Source organism: Desulfonatronum parangueonense (assembly GCF_054656975.1).
Genome location: NZ_BAAHXH010000003.1, coordinates 2,158,203 through 2,178,519 on the forward strand (window position 1 = coordinate 2,158,203; position 20,317 = coordinate 2,178,519).

A 20,317-nucleotide genomic window follows, 5' to 3' on the forward strand; every position below is an offset into this window, starting at 1 on the left:
CTCCAGCCGGAACTTTTCCTGAGTGCGTTACACCGCTGCCGCACTGGGGTGCGGCGCTCCCTGGATTTTACCGTTGATTGCCACAAGTTTTTTTGAGCAGTTACTTTTTGATATGAGGGGCCGCACGGGGCGCGGCGGTCCTGAACAGGTCATGCCGGCGAAAACCGGCACCCAGGTCTTTCTCTGACTTGCTTACGGATCACCGAGAAAACTGGACAGGTGATTCGACAGATCCCAGTCCGCGATGCACATTCATCCCGACAAGCCGCCATCGATAGGAAGCATGCGGTTCCCATTCACAGAGCAATATCCGGATCACGCCGTTCTGACGCTTGAATTCGCTGGATCCATCGCCCAACAAAATTCGGCCTGTGGGCTGAAAAGGACAATCAGGGCAGTCCTCGTTGGACTCCAGTTGCATCCACTCCAGGTGCACGAATCCCAGTTTGTTCGATGCTCCATGTACCAGGGCACGGGCATCAAGGCATGCGCCTTGGCGCTGATGCTGGATCTGACCCCAATGAAAGCGATCCTCGTCGACCTGCGGTTCGGGCCAGCCTTTCTTGCCGCAACCGGCACTGATCAGCCCGAGAATGAGCAACGGAAAGAGGAACAACCACACCCTATTCATTTGAAACATCTTCACCTTTGCCTCCATGCCTTCAACGCGTATTGATTCATTGGCTGTGGCAACACAGCACCCGGATTCGACCACGACCACACAAACGTGACATCTCTCTAAACCATGTCCCTCATGGAAACAAGAACCTCGTACCGGAAGTCAATTCATCATTCGACCTTCGGAAACATCATTCACCGTTTCGGCATGGACATATGCCGCGTCACAAGATATTGGCGGAGTGCCTCCATGGCATGATCGCCTGAAAGCAGGGCCCTGATGCGTCGGCCCATTTGATCATGGCATGCGCCCGATTGGACGATGCCGGGCAAAAAATCTTGCCGAGTAATCGTATCCATGCCGTCTTGTCTGCGCCGGTATGCTTTTGCTCGCTGATACAACGGGTATTCTTTACTCAATAGATGAAAGAGATTAAGGGAGTTCTGCTTCAGTAATTCATTATGCAACTTTTCAGCTCATCCGAGTAAACAGGCTGGATACCCGCCTTCGCGGGTATGACTGACAAGGAGCCTGCACTGGAAAAGTCATTCCCACGAAGGCGTGAATCCAGGTTGTCCTTGTCACCTTTTGAAAAGCCATCCATTTTCCGCTTTGAGCTGAGCAGCTACCTTATATTTGCGCCTTTTTTTCATGTTTGCGCCAAGGAGTCCTTCGCCCATGCCGAAACCTCATCCCTGTCCACATCGAGCCGGATCCTTTCTCTCGCATCGTGACCGATGGATGCACTGCATCATCTGTCTCCTGCTCTTCCTTTTCCTTGCCATTCCCCAACTTGCCGGGGCGCAATCGCTGTTCCAGCAGGAATTTTCAACCCAACCGGATCAGCCCTGGACATTGGAAGCGGATCACGTGGAAAGCCTGCGACAAGAGCAGGTATTCGTGGCCACGGGCAATGTCGTGATTCGCCACGGCTTGAACAGAATCCAGGCGGACTCAATCCGATACTTTCGGGACACCGGTTTTGCCCATCTCAGCGGGAATGTCAGAATTGAATGGGACGGCGACATTCTCGTGGGCGAGGAAGCCGATTTCGACCTGCAGCAAAATATCGGATGGGTTACGGACGGCGAAATGTTTCTGGTCCAGGATCATTTCTATATCCGCGGCCAGTTGCTGGAAAAGCGTTGCGCACAGACGTACGCCTTCAGGGATGCGCAGATCACCACCTGCGACGGTCCGATTCCGGCGTGGTCCATCCGAAGCAGTGAAGGGGAAGTTACCACTGGCGGTTATGCCCGCATGTGGCACACCCGCTTTCAGATCAGGGACACGCCGGTGCTGTATTCCCCGTACCTGATTTTTCCGGTGAAGACCCAGCGCCAGAGCGGTTTCCTGATTCCCGAGCCCTCCTACAGCACCCGCCTGGGCGCCGGCTTGAACCTTCCCTATTACTGGGCCATTGATGAGGAAACAGACGCCACGTTTTACGCCAACATGATGAGCAAACGCGGCGTAATGGCAGGTGCTGAGTACCGCTATTTCACCGATCTGGACACCAAAGGCGTCTGGCAGGCCGACTGGCTGCACGACTCGAAAACTGCACCCACCGAGGCGGATGAGGACCCGCAGTTTCGGGGGGACGGACTGGCAAGACCCAACAGCAACAGGTACTGGATCCGCGGCAAGCATGACGGCTATCTTTTCAACCCGTTGTGGAGAACCAAACTGGATGTTGATATTGTCTCCGACCAGAACTACCTGCGCGAGTTCAAGCACGGTTACACCGGCTACCAAAGAACCCATGACAACATGCTGCAGAATTTCGGTCGCGGCATGGACAACATTGACTCCCGTTTAAGAACCAATGCCTTTGAATTGAGCCGCAGCTGGAACCAATTCGGATTCCGGGGCGGGATGCATTATACACAGGCCCTTGATTACTGGACGGACAATCGGCCTTCTACTGAAAATCCCACATTGCAGCGCCTGCCGGAACTGAATCTGGATTACTATAAAACCCAGCTTGGAACTTCGCCCTTTGAACTGGAAGCCCGCAACCAGGCAGTCTATTTTTGGCGCGAATTCGGCACCACGGGCGGTCGTGTCGATATTGCGCCCCGCGTGAGCCTGCCATGGAATACCGCCTATGGAACCCTGACTCCCAGCGCCGGATGGCGACAGACCTTTTACGCCATTGAACGACATGAAAACTCGCCTGAAGGCGTGAACGAATCCAAGGATCTTCATGAGCGCGGCATCCCCGACTTTCGTCTGGATGCCTTTACGTCCCTTTTCGGAATCTATGATCTTGGAGCACCCGGGAATGTCTCGCCTGTCGCGGAAAATATCGGCAATTCCCAGTGGACCAAGATGAAGCATACGATCCAGCCCGAGCTGTCCTACTCGTATATTCCCGATGTGGACCAGGACAGCAATCCCTTTTTCACAAGAGATGATCGTATCAACGAGCGCAATCTGCTCTCGTATTCCTTGCACAACATCTTCAACAGGCGGTTGGACCGTGTTGTGGAACGTCCCGGGATTGACGGCAACGAACCTCTTGGGGACAGGATTCACGTCAGGTCGACCTACCTGGACTTCCTGCGCATTCGCTTCGATCAGGCCTATGACTTCGAGGAGGCGACACGCGACGACCGGCTGGATCAATACGAACGTCGTCCCTTTACGGACCTTCGGACGGACGTCACCTTCTCGCCCGGCCGCTATGTCGATCTGGTGAACAGGTCCTGGTATTCGCCCTACGACAACAAGATTACGGAGCATGAACACATTATCCGCGGCAATTATCCCGGTCTGGGCTGGGCCTATTTCGGCTTTGATTTTCTGTCCGAAGTCACCAACGACATCCGGCGCCAGAATCAGCAAAAGCGCGAGATTCTCCGGGTTGGCGGCCTGATCAATCTCCCCCGGGGCTGGTTTCTGAGCACGGATTTGAAGAGAGATCTTCAGGCAAGAGAGGATATTGAAAAGCGATTCGGCGTCGGCTTCGTGCATCAATGCTACTTTTTGAATTTCCTTGTTTCCCAGACTCCGGACGAAGACCGCTTTGAGTTGCGAATTACGCTCAAGGGCCTGGAGGATATGCTCGGCTTGAGCTTCTAGATCGTGCCGTCAAGCAATCAGTCCATTGATTCCTCGGAGCAGCCGGTCAAAATGATCAATCAGCACAAACCGGTTTCAGACAGTCATAACTCGCAAAAGGACGACCACATGTTGCGCAACCTCGCCATTCCCATCATCGGCCTTCTCCTGTTCATCGCAGGGTGCGGCTATCATTTCAGCGCCAGCGCCCCCATCACCTTGCCCCGGAACGTGACGGACATCTACATTCAGGAAGTGCATAATCCGACACTCGAGGCATGGATCGATCCCTATCTGCGCTCCAGATTTCGAGACGAATTCACCCGACGCGCCATGATCAACTGGGTGGACGGCGAACAAGCCCAGGCCGCCGTCATTTTGAGGATCATTGCCTACAGCACGGACACCGAACTCTCCGGCGCGCAGGATCAAACCCTGCGTGAGCGCGCCACTGTCATCATGGAAACGGAATTCCGCAGCATGGTGGACGGCTCCTTGATCTGGTCCTCCGGCCATATCTCCGAATATGAAACCTTTGAAGCGGGAACCAGCGATATCGCCGCCGGGCAGCGGGCGCTGGAAAATGCAATTCGACGCACAGCCGACGGATTGGGGGCGGATTACTGATTACTGATCCGGGCGCTCCTTTCCCAAGAAGGAACCCGCTGTCGCCGTTTTAGACAGCCGTCGCTCCGCGGGCTGCTTGAAAACCAAGGCCGCCAGACAGGATAGGCATACACAACATAGTGTCCGGCTTTGAGCGGAAAATCACGAACCATCGTCTACACTACCTCAAACGTTCGAGCCCCCGGCAGGTCGCGGCCTGCCGGGGGCTCGAACGTTTTGCGCTCCACATGCAATGATTGTAACTGCTCGAAAACTTGTGGCAATCAACAGAATAAATCCTGGGAGCGCCGCACCCCAGTGCGGCAACGGTGTAACGCACACAGGGTAAGGTTCCGGTTGGAATATGGCCCCTGTAGCTTGGTCACGAAACTCCGCGTCGATGGGAACAGGAAACCTCGTCGCCCGATCTTTTTGAGCAGTTACCAATGATTCTTCCATGGCCCCGACCAATGGTCGATATCTGCTCTCATCCGCTGACGTCTTCCAGAAACTGTTTTCGATAGAACGGCCGAATCAAGGGACCGGTTTCTCTCTCCTGCGAAAGAACAGCAGGTAAAAGACCGGAACCACCAGCAGGGTCAGCAGGGTGGCGAAGCTCAGGCCGAACATGATCACCACGGTCATGCTCTTGAAAAATGGATCCAGGAGCAGCGGGGCCACGCCGAGAATGGTTGTCAGGGCCCCCATGGCCACCGGGCGCAACCGGCTCACCGACGATTCCATGATGGCCTGCTGCAAGGGCTTGCCCGCGGCGAACTCCAGATCGATCTGGTCCACGAGAACAATGGCGTTTTTCACCAGCAGGCCGATGAGGCTGAGAAAGCCCAGGATGGCCATGAACTCGAAGGGCGTTCTAAAAACCAGCAGTCCGACGGTCACCCCGATCAAGGCCAGAGGTGCGGTCAACCAGATCACCAAAGGCTGAAGCACGGCATTGAACATTACCACCACGGCCAGGATCATGGCCGCAAATCCGTAGGGCGCTGTAATGGCCAGCCCCTGATTGGACTCCCTGGCGGCCTCGTACTCCCCGTCCCAGCTCAGCTCATACCCAGGGGGCAAGGCAATCGCCTCGATCTGGGGGCGCAGGCGCTGGAAAAGGGGACCGGCGATTTCGCCGGCCGGGGGATCGCATTGGGCCTTGATGGTTGGAAAACGATTCTGCCGTCGAATCAGGGTGTCCTCGAACACGGTGGAAAAGCCGGTCACGAACTGGGCCAGGGGGATGGCGGCTCCGGTGGCCGGGCTGGTCACCAGAACCGTCTCCAGGTCCACGAGTTTGGCATCCGAGGTTTCCGGATAGCGGGCGATCATCGGGATCAGCTTGTTTCCCTCGCGATAGACGCCGATGTTTTTTCCGTTCAGGGCGGTCTGCAAGGCGGCATTGATGTCGGCACTGGAAACCCCTGCCCTTCGGGCGGCGGTTTCATTGATCAGCGGGCGGATAGCCGGTACCTGCTCGCGCCAGTCGTCCTGAATGCCCACGGCCATTGGATCGGCGAGCATGATGGCCTTGGCCTGATCGGCCAAGTCGCGCAGGACCCGCGGGTCCGGTCCGCGGAACTGGGCTTCGATTTTTGAAGGCAGCGGCTTGCCCAGCATGAATTTCCAGACCTTGATCTTGGCTTCGGGAAATGCGGCTCCGAGTTCCTGCTGCAACTGGGGGATCAACCGCTCCAGGACGCCGTAATCGTCCACGTCCACCAGCAATTGCCCATAGGCCGTGTTGGCCGGTTCAGGTGAATAGGTGAGCATGAAGCGCAGCCCCCCGGAGCCGATGAACGAGGTCACGGCCTGCACGTCGGGCTTGAACCGGACCACCTCTTCCACCCGCTGCAAACCCGCGGATGTGGCGGTGATATCCGTACCCTGGGGCAGCCAATAATCCACGACAAACTGCGGCCGGGCCGAATCGGGCATGAACCCCGCGGGAATGTACCTGGTTCCGAACATGGCCAGGCCCAGCAGGACCAGAAGAGCCGCCACGCTGACCAGAGGCCGGTGGAGCACGGTCCGGAGCAGGAACCGATAGCCATTGTAGATCCGCCCCTGGTAGGGCTGGACGGATTGGCCCGCGCTGGGCGAGGGGATGAAACGCCAGCACAGCAGCGGTGTGACGGTGATGGCCAACAACCAGCTCAAAAACAGGGAATAGGCGATCACCCAAAACAGCGACCCCGCATATTCGCCCATGGCGGTGGGAGAAAAGCCGATGGCGCTGAAGGCCAGGATGCCCACTGCCGTCCCACCGAGCAGAGGCCAGATGGTTGCTCCGACCACTTCCTTGGCCACCAGCAGGCGGTCTTCCCCGGCCCGAATCCGTTCGAGCATGCCGTCGGTGACCACGATGGCGTTGTCCACCAGCATGCCCAGGGCGATAATCAATGCACCCAGGGAAACCCGGTGCATGTCGATGCCGTGGAAGACCATGGCTATCATGGTTCCGGCAACAATCAGCAACAACACTGCGCCGATGATCAGACCGCTGCGCAAGCCCATGAAGACCAGCAGCACGCTCACGACAATGGCGATGGCCGCACCCAGGTTGGCCAGGAAGGAATTGATGGACGCTTCCACTGAACTACCCTGATGGGAGATCACATGCAGGTCCATGCCCAGAGGACGACTGGAGAGCAACTCATCCAGGCGCTGGTCCACCAGCTTGCCCATGTCCACCACGTTGCCGCCGCTGACGTTGGAGATGCCGATACCCACCGCGGGCAGTCCATTGTAACGCATCAGGGCTCGGGGCGGATCATCGACGCCCAGATACAGGTCGGCGATATCACCCAGGGTCACCAGACCGGCTTCCTGATCCACGCTGATCAAAAGCTCCCGCAAGTCTTTCAGGCTTGGCGAGGACTCGCCGGGGGAAACACGAACCCGGGCCGAATCCACCACCGCGCTGCCGGCAGGCGTGACCATCGTCTGCACACGGAGCTGCTCGTAGACTCGCTCCAGGGACACTCCGTAGCGGGCTGCCGAGGCTCTGGAAACCTCGACGAACAAGGCTTCCCTGGGGACTCCGAAAAAGGAGACCTTGGCCACTCCGTCCACCAGCAGCAATTCCTTTCTCAGATCGTCGGCATAATCGGTCAGCTCCACAAGACTGTACTCGGGCCCGGTCAGTGCCAGGAACAGGGCGTAGACGTCTCCGAAATCGTCGTTGATCAGTGAAGGGCCGGCGCCCGGAGGCAATCGGGTTTGAACGTCCGAAACCTTGCGGCGCAGCTTGTCCCAGATCTGCTCCAGATCATCCTGATTCGGAGCGAAACGCATCTGTATCTCCACCTGGACTTCGGATTCCCCAGGCCGGGAGATGGATGTGATTTTTTCCACCTCCTGCAACTGTTGAATGGCGGCCTCGATGGGGTCGGTCACCTCCTCGGCCACCTGAGCCGCCGAGGCGCCGGGATACGGCGTGATCACCACGGCCTGGCGAATGACAAAGGCCGGATCCTCGTAGCGCCCAAGACTGTTGAAAGCCAGGTAGCCGCCCACCAGCAGGAGCAGCATGGCCAGCCAGGAAATGGTTTGCTTGTGGATGGATGCGAGTGCCGGGTTCATGGCGACAGCTCCTCAAGGCTCCAGGGGACGAACCTTGAGTCCCTCGCGAAGTTGGGCCAGGCCGCTGACAATCACCCGCTCCCCCGCTGCCAGACCGGAGACAACCTCAATGCCGTCGGGTCGCATGGCGCCGACCACGACCCCCCGCCGGCGGGCCTGTCCAAGCTGATCGTCATAGACCCAGACCATGGGCTGACCGGCTGCGTCCGTGACCAGAGCCAGGGGCGGAAGGACGAAAACCGGCGTTTCGGAGGCCGCTCCGCGTTCGATAATCAGGGTAGCCGTCACTCCGGGCAGGATCATCGCGTTCTCCGGTCGTTCCATGGAGAAAACCACCTGGAATGTTTGGGTCCGCGGATTGGCTTCCGTGCTGACTTCCTTGAATCGGGCCGGAATTTCCAGATCGGGAAAGGCATTGAATCGGACCAGGGCCGTGTCCGGCCTGTCTTCAGCTCGGGTTGATCTCAACACCAGAGGTTCCGGTATCTCGGCCACCACCTCCAGCCGATGGGGAGACTGAAACAGGACAATGGCCTGCTTGGCCTGAATGTTCTGGAAATTGTTCACATACCGGTGCGAAACCACTCCGTCGAAGGGTGCGCGAAGAACCATATCGTCCAGGCTCTTGCGGGTCGTGGTCAAGGTGGCCCGGGCCGACTCGTACGCCGCGCGGAGCTGATCCAGTTCCGCGGCGGCGATAATTTCCGCCTCGGCCAACTGCCGCGCCCGCTCGAAATTGGACTTGGCCAGCTCGAAAGCTGCCGTATCCGCCTCCAGACGAGTCCGGACGTCCCGATCGTCCAGCCGGGCGATTACGGTTCCCTGTTCAACTCGCAGGCCTTCCACCGCTGCAAGTTCCGTGAGCACCCCCGAAACATTGAAGGCCAGTTCCGCGCTCTCCGCGGAACGGATCACCGCCGGAAAACTCAGCGGCGGCGTGGCGTCCGCGGCGTGAAGAACCAGCATCTTGACCGGCCTCCCTTCCTGGGCATCGGGAAGCTCCTGCTGTGCTTCCGGGGTGCAGGCAGTCAGCAGCCCAAAAAGACAACATGTTGCCACAGCAACGAGAATGGCGAAATACACACTCATCTGCTTTCGCCGGACGGATCGGATCATGGTATTGTGCATGCTGCTGTCCTTCTTCGGATTGAGGATGGGAACTCATGAATGCCGCCGTACATCGCCCAATGAAATTTTCCGCGACCTCTCGCTCAATAAATACCTCGTGAAGCCATATTCTCGCGCAAAAACAAGATCTATCTTGGCAAGCCTTCTGACACTCCAGGTACCGCCTTCCCCGGAACAATGCCAGTCGAGCCACTTTCTGAAATTCAGTCACACCGGCAGGCCGGTATCATTGGGTGAAAAGTAAAAAAAGGGGTAACTATTCAGCAAATCCGCGAAAAAGATCTGGATACCGGCGTTCGCCGGTATGACTGTATAGATGCAGCTTGCCACGATAAGTCATTCCGGCGAAAGCCGGAATCCAGTGCTGGTGAATGACCACCCTCCGGATGAACTGAATAGGTAACTGCTCAATAACTCCGGGCAATAACCACACAAAACACCTGGACTCCGGCCTGCGCCGGGGTGACGACCGAGAGAACACCTATCGAGATACTCCATTCCGTCATACCGGCGCAGGCCGGTATCCAGGCAGCACCAAGTCCCGGCGGAAGGCTGCACGGACTTATTGAGTAGTTACCTGAATAGTTACAAAAAGATAACTGCTCAAAAAGATCGGGCGACGAGGTTTCCTGTGCAAGGATTCCCGACTATGCGTAGTTTCGTGCCCAAGTTTACGGGGGCCATGCTCCAGCCGGAATTTTGCCTTAGTGCGTTACACCGCTGCCGCACTGGGGTGCGGCGCTCCCGGGATTTATCCATTGATTGCCGCAGGTTTTTGAGTAGTTACAAAAAAAGCGACCCTTGGTCGCTTTTTTTGTAGTGATGAATCATCATGAGCCGATCAGGGGGCGGCCGGTTCCGCGGGAGCCATGAATACGGCCTGCACGCGCTGCCGTTGGCCGCCTTCGACCACGCCCCGGTTGTCCTGGAGATGATAGGTGATCACTTCGCCGCTGATGGAGCTCTCGCCGTCCTTGAGCACCGGATTTCCTTCCATGACCACCACGCCGCGCTTGGTCCAGTATGTTGCCTTGCCGCTGGTTCCGACCTGGTTCTCGCGCTCGATTCGAACATTTCCTTCGGCAAGCAGTTTTTCAATGTCCTGGGAACCGTCCGGCCCAAGAGACGGACCGGATTGCTCGCCCGAAGCGGCCATGAAAACCGTCAGCTTGTCGCTCCAGATCTGAAAATCTTCCCGGTCCACATGCACGCTTCCCTTGAAGACCACCGTGTTGTTTTCCTGAACATATTCCATATGATCCGAAAGAATTTTAACCGGCACCTGACCCTGGGCATGCACGGTAGCGGCCAGAAACAACACTGCCGGAATGATGCCCATGAACTTCAGCAAATGTATCATCTTGTTCTCCTGATGTAAGATTAATTTACGAATGACTCCATAAACACGAAAAGAAATCTCTTGAACCGAACTGGATGGTCGTTCATTACATTCATTTTACGGTTTTGGAAATACTCCGGAAACCATTGCGCTGTAAAGCCGATCTGAAATTCACGTCCAGCCGCATCCGGATTGTTGGAAATTCCAGCCAAGATCCCCAAGAATGATGGCCGCGGATCGATCCGCGGGACCGGCGGAGTCGTGTCGACAAGCAGTTTGAGTCGTCAACATCTCGGGCAGACGGGCTAATTCCCGTTGAACCCGCTGCATGTCCTCGGGTCGCGAAAGCCATTGCCACGCCTGCTCGGCCAGCTTGTCGGCACGCGCCTGGTGCTGGACGAATTCCGGCAGAACATTCTTGCGCAGGATCAGATTCGCCAGGCTGATGGCCGGCACCTTGACCAGCCGCACCCCTACCAGAAAGCTCAGCCGCGAAAACTTGTAGCCGACGATGGTCGGCACTTGCAGCAAGGCGCTTTCCAGGGTCACTGTTCCCGATGTGGCCAGGATCAGAGAGCAGGAACGCATCTCTTCGTATCGCCGGGGATGGTCAATGAAGCACAACGGAAGTTTGGGGGGGCAATAGGCGCGAATCCGGTCTTCGCTCACCCCCGGTGCTTTGAAAACGCAGAATTCAAGAGCAGGATCGAGCTGCAAAAGCTGGATCGCCGTTTGGGTGAATACGGGCATCATCCGCTCGATCTCGGATTTTCGACTCCCGGGGAGGATGCCGATCCGATGCTTCACTGGCGATATTGCAAGCAGATCAGGACGTTGCAACTCTTCCAGCAGGGGATGCCCCACATACTCCGCTTCCAGGCCGTGGGCACGGTAGAACGACTGTTCAAAAGGCAGAATGCACAACATTCGATGTACGTAACGCCGCAAGAACTTGATCCGCCCTCGCCGCCAGGCCCAGACCTGAGGACTGATGTAGTAGAAAACAGGAATGCCGAGTCTTGAGGCCATTTTCGCCACCCGAAAGTGAAAGTCCGGGGAATCCACCAGCACGACGGCGTCGGGTCTTGCATGGGCTAGTTCACGGCCTATGGTCCGCCACATCCCGAACACCTTGGGCAGATAGGCAAAAACTTCGGTTATGCCCATCACCGAAAGACCTTCCATCCGGAGTTTCAGATCAACCTGTTGCTCCTCCATGCCCGAACCGCCCATTCCGGAAAGCTGGATCCCCGGATGCAATTTGCGCAGGGCCTTGGCCAGGATAGCGGCATGCATGTCCCCGGACGGCTCACAGGCATTGATCCAGACTCGGGGAGTGCTCATGACAGGTCATTCCGGTTCAATAAAGGAGTGGTGCCGAGAAAGGCTGGAATCGTTTTTCGATTTCGATTGCGATTGCGATTGGGATTGGGATTGATAGATGTGCAATCAGAATCCAATGGGGTTTATGGATGAGGGCGACGCGGCGTTGCGGGAGATGCTTTCGCGAATCAGTTCCGCCAACTCCATGGATGCCAGCGCGGCCTGCACGTCCGGGACATGGGACGGGGCCATGCAGTCGCTCCCGCGGCAGTAGCCGACAAAAGCCAGCAGTTGGGCCAGCAGGGCCTCCTCGTGGCGCACGAAGACCGCTTCCCGGACCGAGGCCAGGGAAACGTCGGCATAGCGCTGCTCCACGGTCTTGCGATGCAACACCAGTTCCTTTTGCAACAGATCGGCTTCGACGAAAAGACCGGGACACGTGACGGAAATCTGGCGGATGCGTTTTTCGGTGATCTTGCTGGCCAGGATGCGTGAAATGGATCCATCGGCATGCACCAGAACGGCGTGGGCCAAAGCCGTCAGTCCGTCCCGGGCTTGCCCGAAGGCCTGAACATGCTTCACCGGGCCGCGCAGGTACAATGCCAGATCAAGGTCGTGGACCATCAAATCCAGGACCACGTCCACATCCAGATTGCGGTCCAGGACCTTGTCCGTTCGGGTCAAATCCATGTTCACCACTTCCGTGGAGCGCCCGACGATCTTGACCAGTTCCGTGACCACGGGATTGAAGCGCTCGATGAAGCCGACCTGGATGCGCAGGTTCTTTTCCCGGGCCAGACGGGCGGCGGCACGGGTTGTTTCCAGGCTGTCCGTAAGCGGCTTTTCAACGAAAATGTTCGAGACATGCCGGCTGACCAACTCGATATATTCCAGATGCGTGGATGTCGGAGTGGCCAGAACTACGGCATCCACCCCGGCCAGATCCTCTTCCAGGTTTCCGGCGGCCCGGGTGCCGTATTCCGCGGCGAGTTGAACTTCTGTGTCCCTTTTGTGGTCATGGATAAAGACCACCTGAACCGGTTTCATGTAGGAAAGGACGCGCAGGTGGTTGCGCCCCATTTTGCCGACGCCGATCAGGCCGACCTTGAGTGGTTGTGATTCGTTCATGATTCTCTCTTCTGGATATTTCATCATATAGCGAAAAAAAGAGTAACTGCTCAAAAAACTTGCGGCAATCTACGGGTTGAATCCTGGAAGCGCCGTACCCCAGTGCGGCAACGGAGTAACGCATTCAAAACCAGCTTCCGGCTGGAGCTTGGCCCCGGGACCTGGATCACGAAACACCGCGGAAGATAAACCTTGCGCATTTCGCAGGAAATCATCGCCCGACCTTTTTGAGCAGTTACGGAAAAGATTGCGAAAACGTATCCGTCAGGCCCGTGCTCCAGGTCCGCAAAGGACGTCGGCGATCCGTTCCTGATCCCTGGTTTGCAGATAGGGATGCATCGGCAGGCTGAAAATGTTTCGGGAAATGGATTCGCATACCGGAAAATCACCTCCCTTGTATCCAAGGAACTGAAACACCCGCTGCAGATGCAGGGGAATGGGATAGTAGACGACACTGGGGATTTTCGCATCCGCCAGGGCCTTCTGGCAGGCGTCGCGGTGATCCCTGTCCCTGGCCAGCAGGGAGTACTGGGCCCAGGCCGAACTGAAGCCTTCCGGAATGTACGGCGGGGTCAAGTCGCATGATTCCAGCAGGCGGGTATAGTTCGCGGCCAAGGCATGGCGCCGCTCCAGTTCCAGGGGGAAGACGTCCATCTTGGCCAAAAGCACTGCAGCCTGCAGGGCGTCCAGCCGGGCATTGGTGCCAAGCCGGGCATGTTCATAGCGCGACGTTCCCTGGCCGTGCACGCGAATGGAGCGCATCACCTCGGCCATGTCGGCGTTGTTGGTGAAGCAGGCTCCGCCCTCGCCGTATCCACCCAAGGGTTTGGCCGGAAAAAAAGAGGTGCAGCCGATATCTCCCAGGGCGCAGGCCCGGCGGCCGCGCTCCTCGCCGCCAAAGGACTGCGCCGCGTCTTCAATCAACGCCAGGCCGTGTTTCTTTGCAATGGCCGATATCCGCCCATGATCCGCGGGCAAGCCGAACAGATCAACGGTGATCACGGCGCGAGGGTTCAGTCCTTGCGTGTTTCCGGGCAGAGGATGCCCGGATGTCCCTTCGCGGAGCGCGGCAATGGCCGCGTCCAGCTTGTCCGGGTCAATATTGAAGGTGCGGGGATCGATGTCCACGAAAATCGGGGTGGCGCCGAGCAGGCAGATCACTTCCGCCGTGGCAATGAACGTGAACGGAGTCGTGAATACGGCGTCGCCGGGGCCGATGTCGTAGGCCATCAGCGCCAGAACAAGAGCCTCCGTGCCCGAGGAACAGGAAACCACGTGCTCCATGCCGGTATATTCAGCCAACCTCTCTTCCAGTTCCTCCACTTCCGGCCCCAGGATGAACTTGCAGCTTTTCAACACCTGGAACATGTTCGCTTCCAGGACAGGATAGATTGCTTGCTGCTGGGCCTTCAGATCAACGAAGGGAATCTGTCGTCCGTCCTGTTCTTCGCTGACGATCAACCGGCATTGCTCTGGTGAACATGTCCTGGGCTGCAAGGACGACTCAATGGGGCGATTGGCGACCAGAACGTATTCATCGAGATACTCGTCGGCCGCGAGAATAGTCAGATCAAGCAATGGATCAACCGTATCCTGATGCAATATCTGCAACAGTTGCACGCCGGGAGCAGGCAACAGCCGGATCGTTTCCAAAAGCTCGGCTAGGCGGCCCGCCAAGGCAGGGGAATCGTTGCCGCCGCCTTGCGTGGCAGGAATCCCGCGCATCAGGCAATCCGTGACTGCCTGCGGATGAACCCATAAAACAAGGGTTTCACTCCCGGCCATTTCCAGCAAGGAAGAAACCGCGCCCTGTTCTTGTTCCCCGGCATGCGCTGCCATAGCCAGGATATCGCGATCCAAAACAAAATGTTGCATTCTGACGGTCCTCTGATGGATTGAAAAAAGAAAGAGGGGGAATCTAGATTGTTGAAGAACGGATGTCAAAAAGTTCGTCAAGTCGCAGCCCATCTTGAAATACATTCTCGCTTGTGAAAGGGCGTAAAAAAGCCCCTCACCCAATCAAGAATAAATAAGGGGCATAGTTGACCATGGCTTCAAGCCAAGCCACGATGGAGGTTGACTGGAATTATCTGTTAATCGCTGCTTGTGGCAAATTGGAGGGTCGATCAGGTCCATTCGCGGCTTCTGAGCGTGTCTGCTTGGCTTGTTGAGAGCGTACCTCCGCAAGTAATTCAGCGGTTCGCTTTTCAATTCTTTCCCTACGCTGTGGTGAAAGGGCCGCAAGTTTTTCTTTAAGAGTTTTCGCCATGGTTAGCCTCCGCAATTTTTCCCAGGTGTCTCTGGTACCGATCGTCCGCTTGTCGAACAAGATTACGATAAAAAAGCCGTTGGTTGGTCCCTCGCTTGTCCGCGGCCACAAGCAAAACCGCATTGCGTTGCGGATCAAAGGCAAAGGCAATACGCCAAATTCCCTTGTTCCAACTGAAGCGCAACTCTTTCATGTTTTTGAAGGCCGAGCCTTCGAGTGTCTCCACCCAAGGCCGACCAAGGCTTGGACCTTCAATTTCAAGTAATCCAACGTTCGAGTAGATGGTATCCTGTAATCCTTCCGGCATTGCACCAAACTCTTCGTCGAACTCATCACAAAATATGACGGACCAAGCCATACGCAACCCTTCCACCAGAACGCTGAAATCGTCAAGCCCTGGTTTTTCGTGAAAATCCATTTTATGATGCAAGAACGGGACGTACATGACAAAGGCTGCTTGGATTGCAACGCCGCCTATCGTGATGGGGCGAAGGAGGAATTTTTTCTTTATTTTTCTCGATTTTTGAACTAGCTGTATCCAAGAGTGAAAAACTCCCAATTGCCATGAAGCACCGGCTCGACGCTGATTTCCCTGAGGATTTTATGGCTGCCGGTTGACCATCGTTTACGCCTTCTTTACTTTTTACAGTGATGCCATAAAAAACCTGTTTCATCCTATAGAACGCATCACTGATCATCATCAACAAAGGATCCGCCTATGCTGCTCGAAGTAAAATGCTATGCCACCCTTTCCAAATTTCAGCCCAAGGAAAACGAATTCCATCTCGGCCCGCATCCCATGATGCGCGATCTGATTGCCTTCCTGCGTATTGCCGAGGGTGAGGTGAAGATTTCTTTTGCCAATGGCGTCGTGGTCGGTCCGGATTATGAACTTCAGGAGGGCGACCGAATCGGGCTTTTTCCCGCTGTGGGAGGGGGATGAGGCCATGGCCGAAACGTTGAGCAGGCGATATGTCCGACATTTCACCACCCTCACGGAGCAGGACCAGCAGCGCCTGCATTGCTGCAAAATCTGCCAATTGGGGCTGGGTGGCCTGGGTGGGACGCTGCTGGAAATGCTTGCCCGAATGGGGTTCGGTCGAAAGGGCGTGGGATGGATCAGGACCGCGGACGGCGATGTCTTTGAGGACAGCAACCTGAACCGCCAGTTGTTCTGCCTTGAATCCAACATTGGCCGGCCCAAGGCCGAAGGAGCGATGACCCGGATTCAGGCCGTGAACTCGGAAATCGACCTGACAGCCCGTCAGACCGCCGTCATGCCTGAAGAAATGCCGGAATTCATCCAGGGAGCGGACATTGTCCTGGACGCCCTGGGCGACCTCCCGAGCAAACTTGCCCTGCGCCGGGCCGCCGCCGCGGCGGGCCTGCCGGTGATCAGCGCCGGAGTGGCCGGCTGGACCGGATTCATCACCACCCATCTTCCCGACGACAAGTACACCGACATCTTCCAGGGCATTCTCGCCCAGGGCGAGGGCGCGGAAGTTTCCCTGGGCACCCTGGCTCCCTGCGTCTGGCTGATCGCCGCCCTGCAATGCCGCGAAGCCGTTGCCCTGGCCAGCGGACATTCGCCGCTGTTTCACGGCAGCCTGCACATCGTGGACCTGACCGATGCCGGCTGGGAACGCATCCTGCTGACGCCCGAGCTCTGCTGACGGCATGCCTCACCTTCGTCCGGTCCGTCTGATGCCGGTCGAGGTTTTAGACGGTGCGGCAGCAGCTTGTTTTTGTCAGTCCACAAAACCTGATCACAAGACAGCGGACCCGGTCCGGCTTGTCTGGACTTTGCGCAGCCCCTGCCGGACCGCCGGCACTCATCCCAGTTCCAAACGAGCCAATACCCCACGGCTTTTCCACTCGCATAAACTCGATGGTACGAATCCGGCATGAAGATTTCTTGCAGTAAAAATCGAGACCACACGCATTGACGGACGTCATATTGAAGTCAAAGCCAAATCCAGGAGGAAACATGCAGCAATTCAACGGACGACGACGCATCGTCATCGAACATGTTCGCCCGGAAATTGAGGAAGGCATGTTTGCCGCGAAACGGGTCGCGGGGGAAGACCTGCTCGTTCGCGCCGACATTTTTACGGACGGGCATGATCTGATCCAGGCCCGTATGCACTTCAGGCCCCTTGGCGCGGAAACATGGGAAATCCATCCCATGAAGCCCCTGCCCAACGATCTCTGGGAGGCGCGTGTTGTTCCGGAAGCGCCGGGAGAATACGAATATACGCTGGACGCCTGGGTCGATCATTTCGGCACGGTGCTGCACGGCATTCACAAGAAACTCGATGCCGGCCAGGACGTTTCCGTGGATCTGCTCATTGCCGCCTCCTTGCTCCGCACCACAGCGGCACAAGCTGAGGCCGACGGACTCTCGGACAAGGCGAACCTGCTTCAGGAGACAGCCGCGGAGCTGGAAAAGGGTCTTGCTGCCAAGCACGGCTTGGCCCTCCTGGAGGATCCTCTGCTCCAACAGGCTGTCCACGCCTGCCCCGACCCGGAATTGATCACCACGTACCCGCGCGTTCTGCGTCTCTACGTGGAGCGCCCCAAGGCACTCTACAGCACCTGGTACGAACTCTTTCCGCGCTCCTGGTCGCCGGAGCCCGACAAACACGGAACCTTGCGCGACGTGGTCCGACTGCTTCCGGAAATCGCGAAAATGGGCTTTGACGTGCTGTATTTGCCGCCGATTCATCCCATCGGACGCGTCAACCGCAAGGGCAAGAACAACGCCACCGATGCACAGCCCGGCGATCCCGGTTCACCCTGGGCCATCGGCGCGGAAGAAGGCGGGCACACCGCCCTGCACCCGGAGTTGGGCACCTGGGATGATTTCGACGACCTCGTTACCCGGGCCCGTTCCCACGGGCTCGAAATCGCGTTGGATTTGGCCTACCAGTGCGCCCCGGACCATCCCTATGTCCGGGACCATCCGGACTGGTTCCAGTGGCGGCCGGACGGGACCGTGCAATACGCCGAGAATCCGCCGAAAAAGTACCAGGACGTTCTGCCCTTCCACTTCGAAACCCACGACTGGGAGAACCTGTGGCAGGAGCTGGCCGACGTGGTCCGCTTCTGGATCAACAAGGGCATTCTCATTTTTCGCGTGGACAACCCGCACACCAAGCCCTTCGCCTTCTGGCACTGGCTGATCGCCACCATTCGCAAGGAGCAGCCCGACGTCATTTTCCTGGCCGAAGCCTTCACCCGGCCCAGGATCATGGGGCGTTTGGGCAAATTGGGCTTTTCCCAGTCCTACACCTATTTCACCTGGCGCAACACCAAATACGAGCTGACCGAATACATGACCGAGCTGACCCGCACGGACATGCGGGACTACTTCCGTCCCAACTTCTGGCCCAACACGCCGGACATCCTCCCGGAATACCTCCAGTACGGAGGCCGGCCTGCCTTTGTTATCCGCCTGATCCTCGCGGCAACCCTGTCCAGCAGTTACGGAATTTACGGCCCGACCTTCGAACTGTGCGTGGCCGAGGCCGTTCCGGGCAAGGAGGAGTATCTGCACTCCGAGAAATATGAATGCCGGCAGTGGAACTGGGATCAGCCGGGAAATCTCAAGGAACTGATCACCAGGGTCAACCGCATCCGCCGCGGCCACGTCGCCTTGCACCGCACCGACAACCTGCTGTTCGTTCCCGTGAACAACGACTCCATCATCTGTTACTTGAAATACTCGGCTGACGGGGAGGATACGCTGCTGATCGTGGTCACCCTCGACCCGTTCCAGCCCCAGACGGGACAATTGAATCTGCCCATGGAAGAACTCGGCCTGACTGAAGGCAGGCCTTTCCTGCTGTTTGACGAACTCACCGGCGAACGGTTCATCTGGCAAAGCCGGTATCCGATCCTGGCCCTCAACCCCCACTCCCTCCCGGCGCGCATCCTGAGCCTGAAGCGGACCATGAAGCGGGAACAGGACTTCGACTACTTCCTCTGATTCTTCTCCATTTCCGGCGCTCCGAATCCAATCGGAGCGCCGCGCTTCCATTAAATCGTCACTCCTCGAGCCAGGTATGGCCCAAACCGACGACTTCGGTTATTTCCTTGTAATCATCAAACCAATACGCTTCGGGATTTTTCCTGCAAATCACGACCTCTCCGCTCTGCTCCGGAATCGCCGCCCGGTGATAGCGAAAAATGATCTGATCATTGGTGGAGGCCAGGACCTCGATCTTGCCCGTGGCATGGGACATGGTCAGCTTGGCGCGCTTGCCCAGGCCTGAACACATGTTCCTTGCCGTCTGAAAAACATGATTCGCCTCCTCCACGGGCACGGCAAAGGGCAGGTTGCCCGTAGTGGGGCGGCAGAGGAAAACGTAATACGGCGGCACGCCGATGAAGGAGAGCTTGTTGAAGAGTTCGCCCAGCACCTCGGGCTTGTCGTTGACCCCGCGCAGCATGGGCGTCTGATTGCACAACACGGCCCCGGCGCGCATCAGCATGTCGCAGGCCTCGATGCTCCGGCTGGTGATCTCCCGGGGATGGTTGAAATGCAGCATGATGTACATCCTGCGGTCCGGCAGGCTGTATTGCTCGACAAGCCGAATCAGTTCGGGATCGTTGAGCACCCGGAACGGATTGTACGCCAGCAGCTTTGTTCCGATCCGGATAATCCGCACATGATCAATCTCCCTCAGTCCGGCGACGATGCGTTCCAGGCGCTCCGTGGGCAGCATCAACCCGTCCCCGCCCGTGATCAGCACGTTGTTGATCTCTTTATGCGCACGGACATAGTCAAAGGCCGCGTCGAAATCCGTCAAGAAACTCCGTTGCTCCGGATGAATGAACAGTCGTTTGCGAAAACAGAAACGGCAGTAGCCGCCGCAGGCCTCGCTGGCCAGGAAGACTGCCGTGCTCTCGTACTTGTGCTGCAATCCCTGCATCACCGAATATTTTGCTTCATTGGAAGGATCCAAATGCCCCCATTGCTCGAGTTCCTCGGAGCAGGGCACGATGACTCTGCGGATCGGATCATCCGGATCGTCCCAGTCGATCAAGGAAAGATAGTATTCATTGGAAAGAAAATCGAACTTTTCCATGACCGGTCGCAGTCGTTCCCGGTCCGCCTGGGGCATCTGGCCGACGTCATCAAGGTTGGTGATGTATTCAGGGTAGGTCATTGAATCTCCTGGATGAAGGTTAACGATATGACTTTACCATATTCTTTAACCGAACCTTGAAGAACATTCAAACCGAAGAGGAG

Annotated in this window: 14 protein-coding genes; 5 read left to right on the forward strand and 9 right to left on the reverse strand. The window is 57.2% G+C overall.

Features of this window, described 5'->3' with window-relative positions:
* Positions 1–199: 199 nt before the first annotated feature.
* Positions 200–631, reverse strand: a complete 432-nt coding sequence (locus tag ACYQ15_RS09905) for a hypothetical protein (protein ID WP_459937349.1) — start codon at positions 629–631, stop codon at positions 200–202.
* Positions 632–1,297: 666 nt separating this feature from the next.
* Here ACYQ15_RS09905 and ACYQ15_RS09910 point away from each other — a divergent pair.
* On the forward strand, positions 1,298–3,703 hold the full coding sequence (locus tag ACYQ15_RS09910) for an LPS-assembly protein LptD (protein WP_459937350.1): 2,406 nt from the start codon (positions 1,298–1,300) through the stop codon (positions 3,701–3,703).
* Positions 3,704–3,706: 3 nt separating this feature from the next.
* Positions 3,707–4,309, forward strand: coding sequence for an LPS assembly lipoprotein LptE (gene lptE, locus ACYQ15_RS09915; RefSeq protein WP_459937351.1), 603 nt, complete (start codon positions 3,707–3,709; stop codon positions 4,307–4,309).
* 513 nt (positions 4,310–4,822) lie between these two features.
* Here lptE and ACYQ15_RS09920 read toward each other — a convergent pair.
* The 7 genes from ACYQ15_RS09920 to ACYQ15_RS09950 form a co-directional block, all read right to left on the reverse strand.
* Complete coding sequence (locus ACYQ15_RS09920) at positions 4,823–7,876, reverse strand: efflux RND transporter permease subunit (protein ID WP_459937352.1); 3,054 nt, start codon at positions 7,874–7,876, stop codon at positions 4,823–4,825.
* A gap of 12 nt (positions 7,877–7,888) precedes the next feature.
* Complete coding sequence (locus ACYQ15_RS09925; RefSeq protein WP_459937353.1) at positions 7,889–9,004, reverse strand: efflux RND transporter periplasmic adaptor subunit; 1,116 nt, start codon at positions 9,002–9,004, stop codon at positions 7,889–7,891.
* Positions 9,005–9,845: 841 nt separating this feature from the next.
* Complete coding sequence (lptA, locus tag ACYQ15_RS09930) at positions 9,846–10,364, reverse strand: lipopolysaccharide transport periplasmic protein LptA (RefSeq protein ID WP_459937354.1); 519 nt, start codon at positions 10,362–10,364, stop codon at positions 9,846–9,848.
* Positions 10,365–10,514: 150 nt separating this feature from the next.
* Positions 10,515–11,687: a lipid-A-disaccharide synthase gene (lpxB, locus tag ACYQ15_RS09935; protein ID WP_459937355.1), complete on the reverse strand. Its 1,173-nt coding sequence runs from the start codon at positions 11,685–11,687 to the stop codon at positions 10,515–10,517.
* Between the two features lie 105 nt (positions 11,688–11,792).
* Positions 11,793–12,794 carry a Gfo/Idh/MocA family protein gene (locus ACYQ15_RS09940; protein WP_459937356.1) on the reverse strand — a complete coding sequence of 334 codons (1,002 nt, stop codon included), beginning with the start codon at positions 12,792–12,794 and terminating at the stop codon, positions 11,793–11,795.
* A gap of 264 nt (positions 12,795–13,058) precedes the next feature.
* Positions 13,059–14,669, reverse strand: coding sequence for a DegT/DnrJ/EryC1/StrS family aminotransferase (locus tag ACYQ15_RS09945; RefSeq protein ID WP_459937357.1), 1,611 nt, complete (start codon positions 14,667–14,669; stop codon positions 13,059–13,061).
* A gap of 377 nt (positions 14,670–15,046) precedes the next feature.
* Positions 15,047–15,508, reverse strand: coding sequence for a type II toxin-antitoxin system RelE/ParE family toxin (locus tag ACYQ15_RS09950; RefSeq protein WP_459937358.1), 462 nt, complete (start codon positions 15,506–15,508; stop codon positions 15,047–15,049).
* Positions 15,509–15,781: 273 nt separating this feature from the next.
* Between ACYQ15_RS09950 and ACYQ15_RS09955 the strand changes: the two genes are divergently transcribed.
* From ACYQ15_RS09955 to ACYQ15_RS09965, 3 genes are all read left to right on the forward strand, one after another.
* The gene (locus ACYQ15_RS09955) at positions 15,782–16,006 is read left to right on the forward strand and encodes a MoaD/ThiS family protein (RefSeq protein WP_459937359.1); all 225 of its coding nucleotides are present in this window, start codon (positions 15,782–15,784) and stop codon (positions 16,004–16,006) included.
* Between the two features lie 4 nt (positions 16,007–16,010).
* Positions 16,011–16,736 (forward strand): ThiF family adenylyltransferase, encoded by a 726-nt coding sequence (locus ACYQ15_RS09960; protein ID WP_459937360.1) that lies wholly within the window; start codon positions 16,011–16,013, stop codon positions 16,734–16,736.
* Positions 16,737–17,050: 314 nt separating this feature from the next.
* On the forward strand, positions 17,051–19,051 hold the full coding sequence (locus ACYQ15_RS09965) for an alpha-1,4-glucan--maltose-1-phosphate maltosyltransferase (RefSeq protein WP_459937361.1): 2,001 nt from the start codon (positions 17,051–17,053) through the stop codon (positions 19,049–19,051).
* Positions 19,052–19,109: 58 nt separating this feature from the next.
* Here the strand turns inward: ACYQ15_RS09965 and ACYQ15_RS09970 are convergent, their stop codons facing one another.
* A complete protein-coding gene (locus tag ACYQ15_RS09970; RefSeq protein WP_459937362.1) occupies positions 19,110–20,234 on the reverse strand; it encodes a KamA family radical SAM protein in 1,125 nt (374 codons plus the stop codon).
* Between the last annotated feature and the right edge of the window lie 83 nt (positions 20,235–20,317).

What these genes read in the sequence shown, in the direction of transcription:
- ACYQ15_RS09905 (WP_459937349.1), bottom strand. Translation starts at nt 631, where the DNA reads ATGAATAGGGTGTGGTTGTTCCTCTTTCCGTTGCTCATTCTCGGGCTG.
- ACYQ15_RS09910 (WP_459937350.1), top strand. Translation starts at nt 1,298, where the DNA reads ATGCCGAAACCTCATCCCTGTCCACATCGAGCCGGATCCTTTCTCTCG.
- ACYQ15_RS09920 (WP_459937352.1), bottom strand. Translation starts at nt 7,876, where the DNA reads ATGAACCCGGCACTCGCATCCATCCACAAGCAAACCATTTCCTGGCTG.
- ACYQ15_RS09925 (WP_459937353.1), bottom strand. Translation starts at nt 9,004, where the DNA reads ATGCACAATACCATGATCCGATCCGTCCGGCGAAAGCAGATGAGTGTG.
- lptA (WP_459937354.1), bottom strand. Translation starts at nt 10,364, where the DNA reads ATGATACATTTGCTGAAGTTCATGGGCATCATTCCGGCAGTGTTGTTT.
- lpxB (WP_459937355.1), bottom strand. Translation starts at nt 11,687, where the DNA reads ATGAGCACTCCCCGAGTCTGGATCAATGCCTGTGAGCCGTCCGGGGAC.
- ACYQ15_RS09940 (WP_459937356.1), bottom strand. Translation starts at nt 12,794, where the DNA reads ATGAACGAATCACAACCACTCAAGGTCGGCCTGATCGGCGTCGGCAAA.
- ACYQ15_RS09945 (WP_459937357.1), bottom strand. Translation starts at nt 14,669, where the DNA reads ATGCAACATTTTGTTTTGGATCGCGATATCCTGGCTATGGCAGCGCAT.
- ACYQ15_RS09950 (WP_459937358.1), bottom strand. Translation starts at nt 15,508, where the DNA reads ATGTACGTCCCGTTCTTGCATCATAAAATGGATTTTCACGAAAAACCA.
- ACYQ15_RS09955 (WP_459937359.1), top strand. Translation starts at nt 15,782, where the DNA reads ATGCTGCTCGAAGTAAAATGCTATGCCACCCTTTCCAAATTTCAGCCC.
- ACYQ15_RS09960 (WP_459937360.1), top strand. Translation starts at nt 16,011, where the DNA reads ATGGCCGAAACGTTGAGCAGGCGATATGTCCGACATTTCACCACCCTC.
- ACYQ15_RS09965 (WP_459937361.1), top strand. Translation starts at nt 17,051, where the DNA reads ATGCAGCAATTCAACGGACGACGACGCATCGTCATCGAACATGTTCGC.
- ACYQ15_RS09970 (WP_459937362.1), bottom strand. Translation starts at nt 20,234, where the DNA reads ATGACCTACCCTGAATACATCACCAACCTTGATGACGTCGGCCAGATG.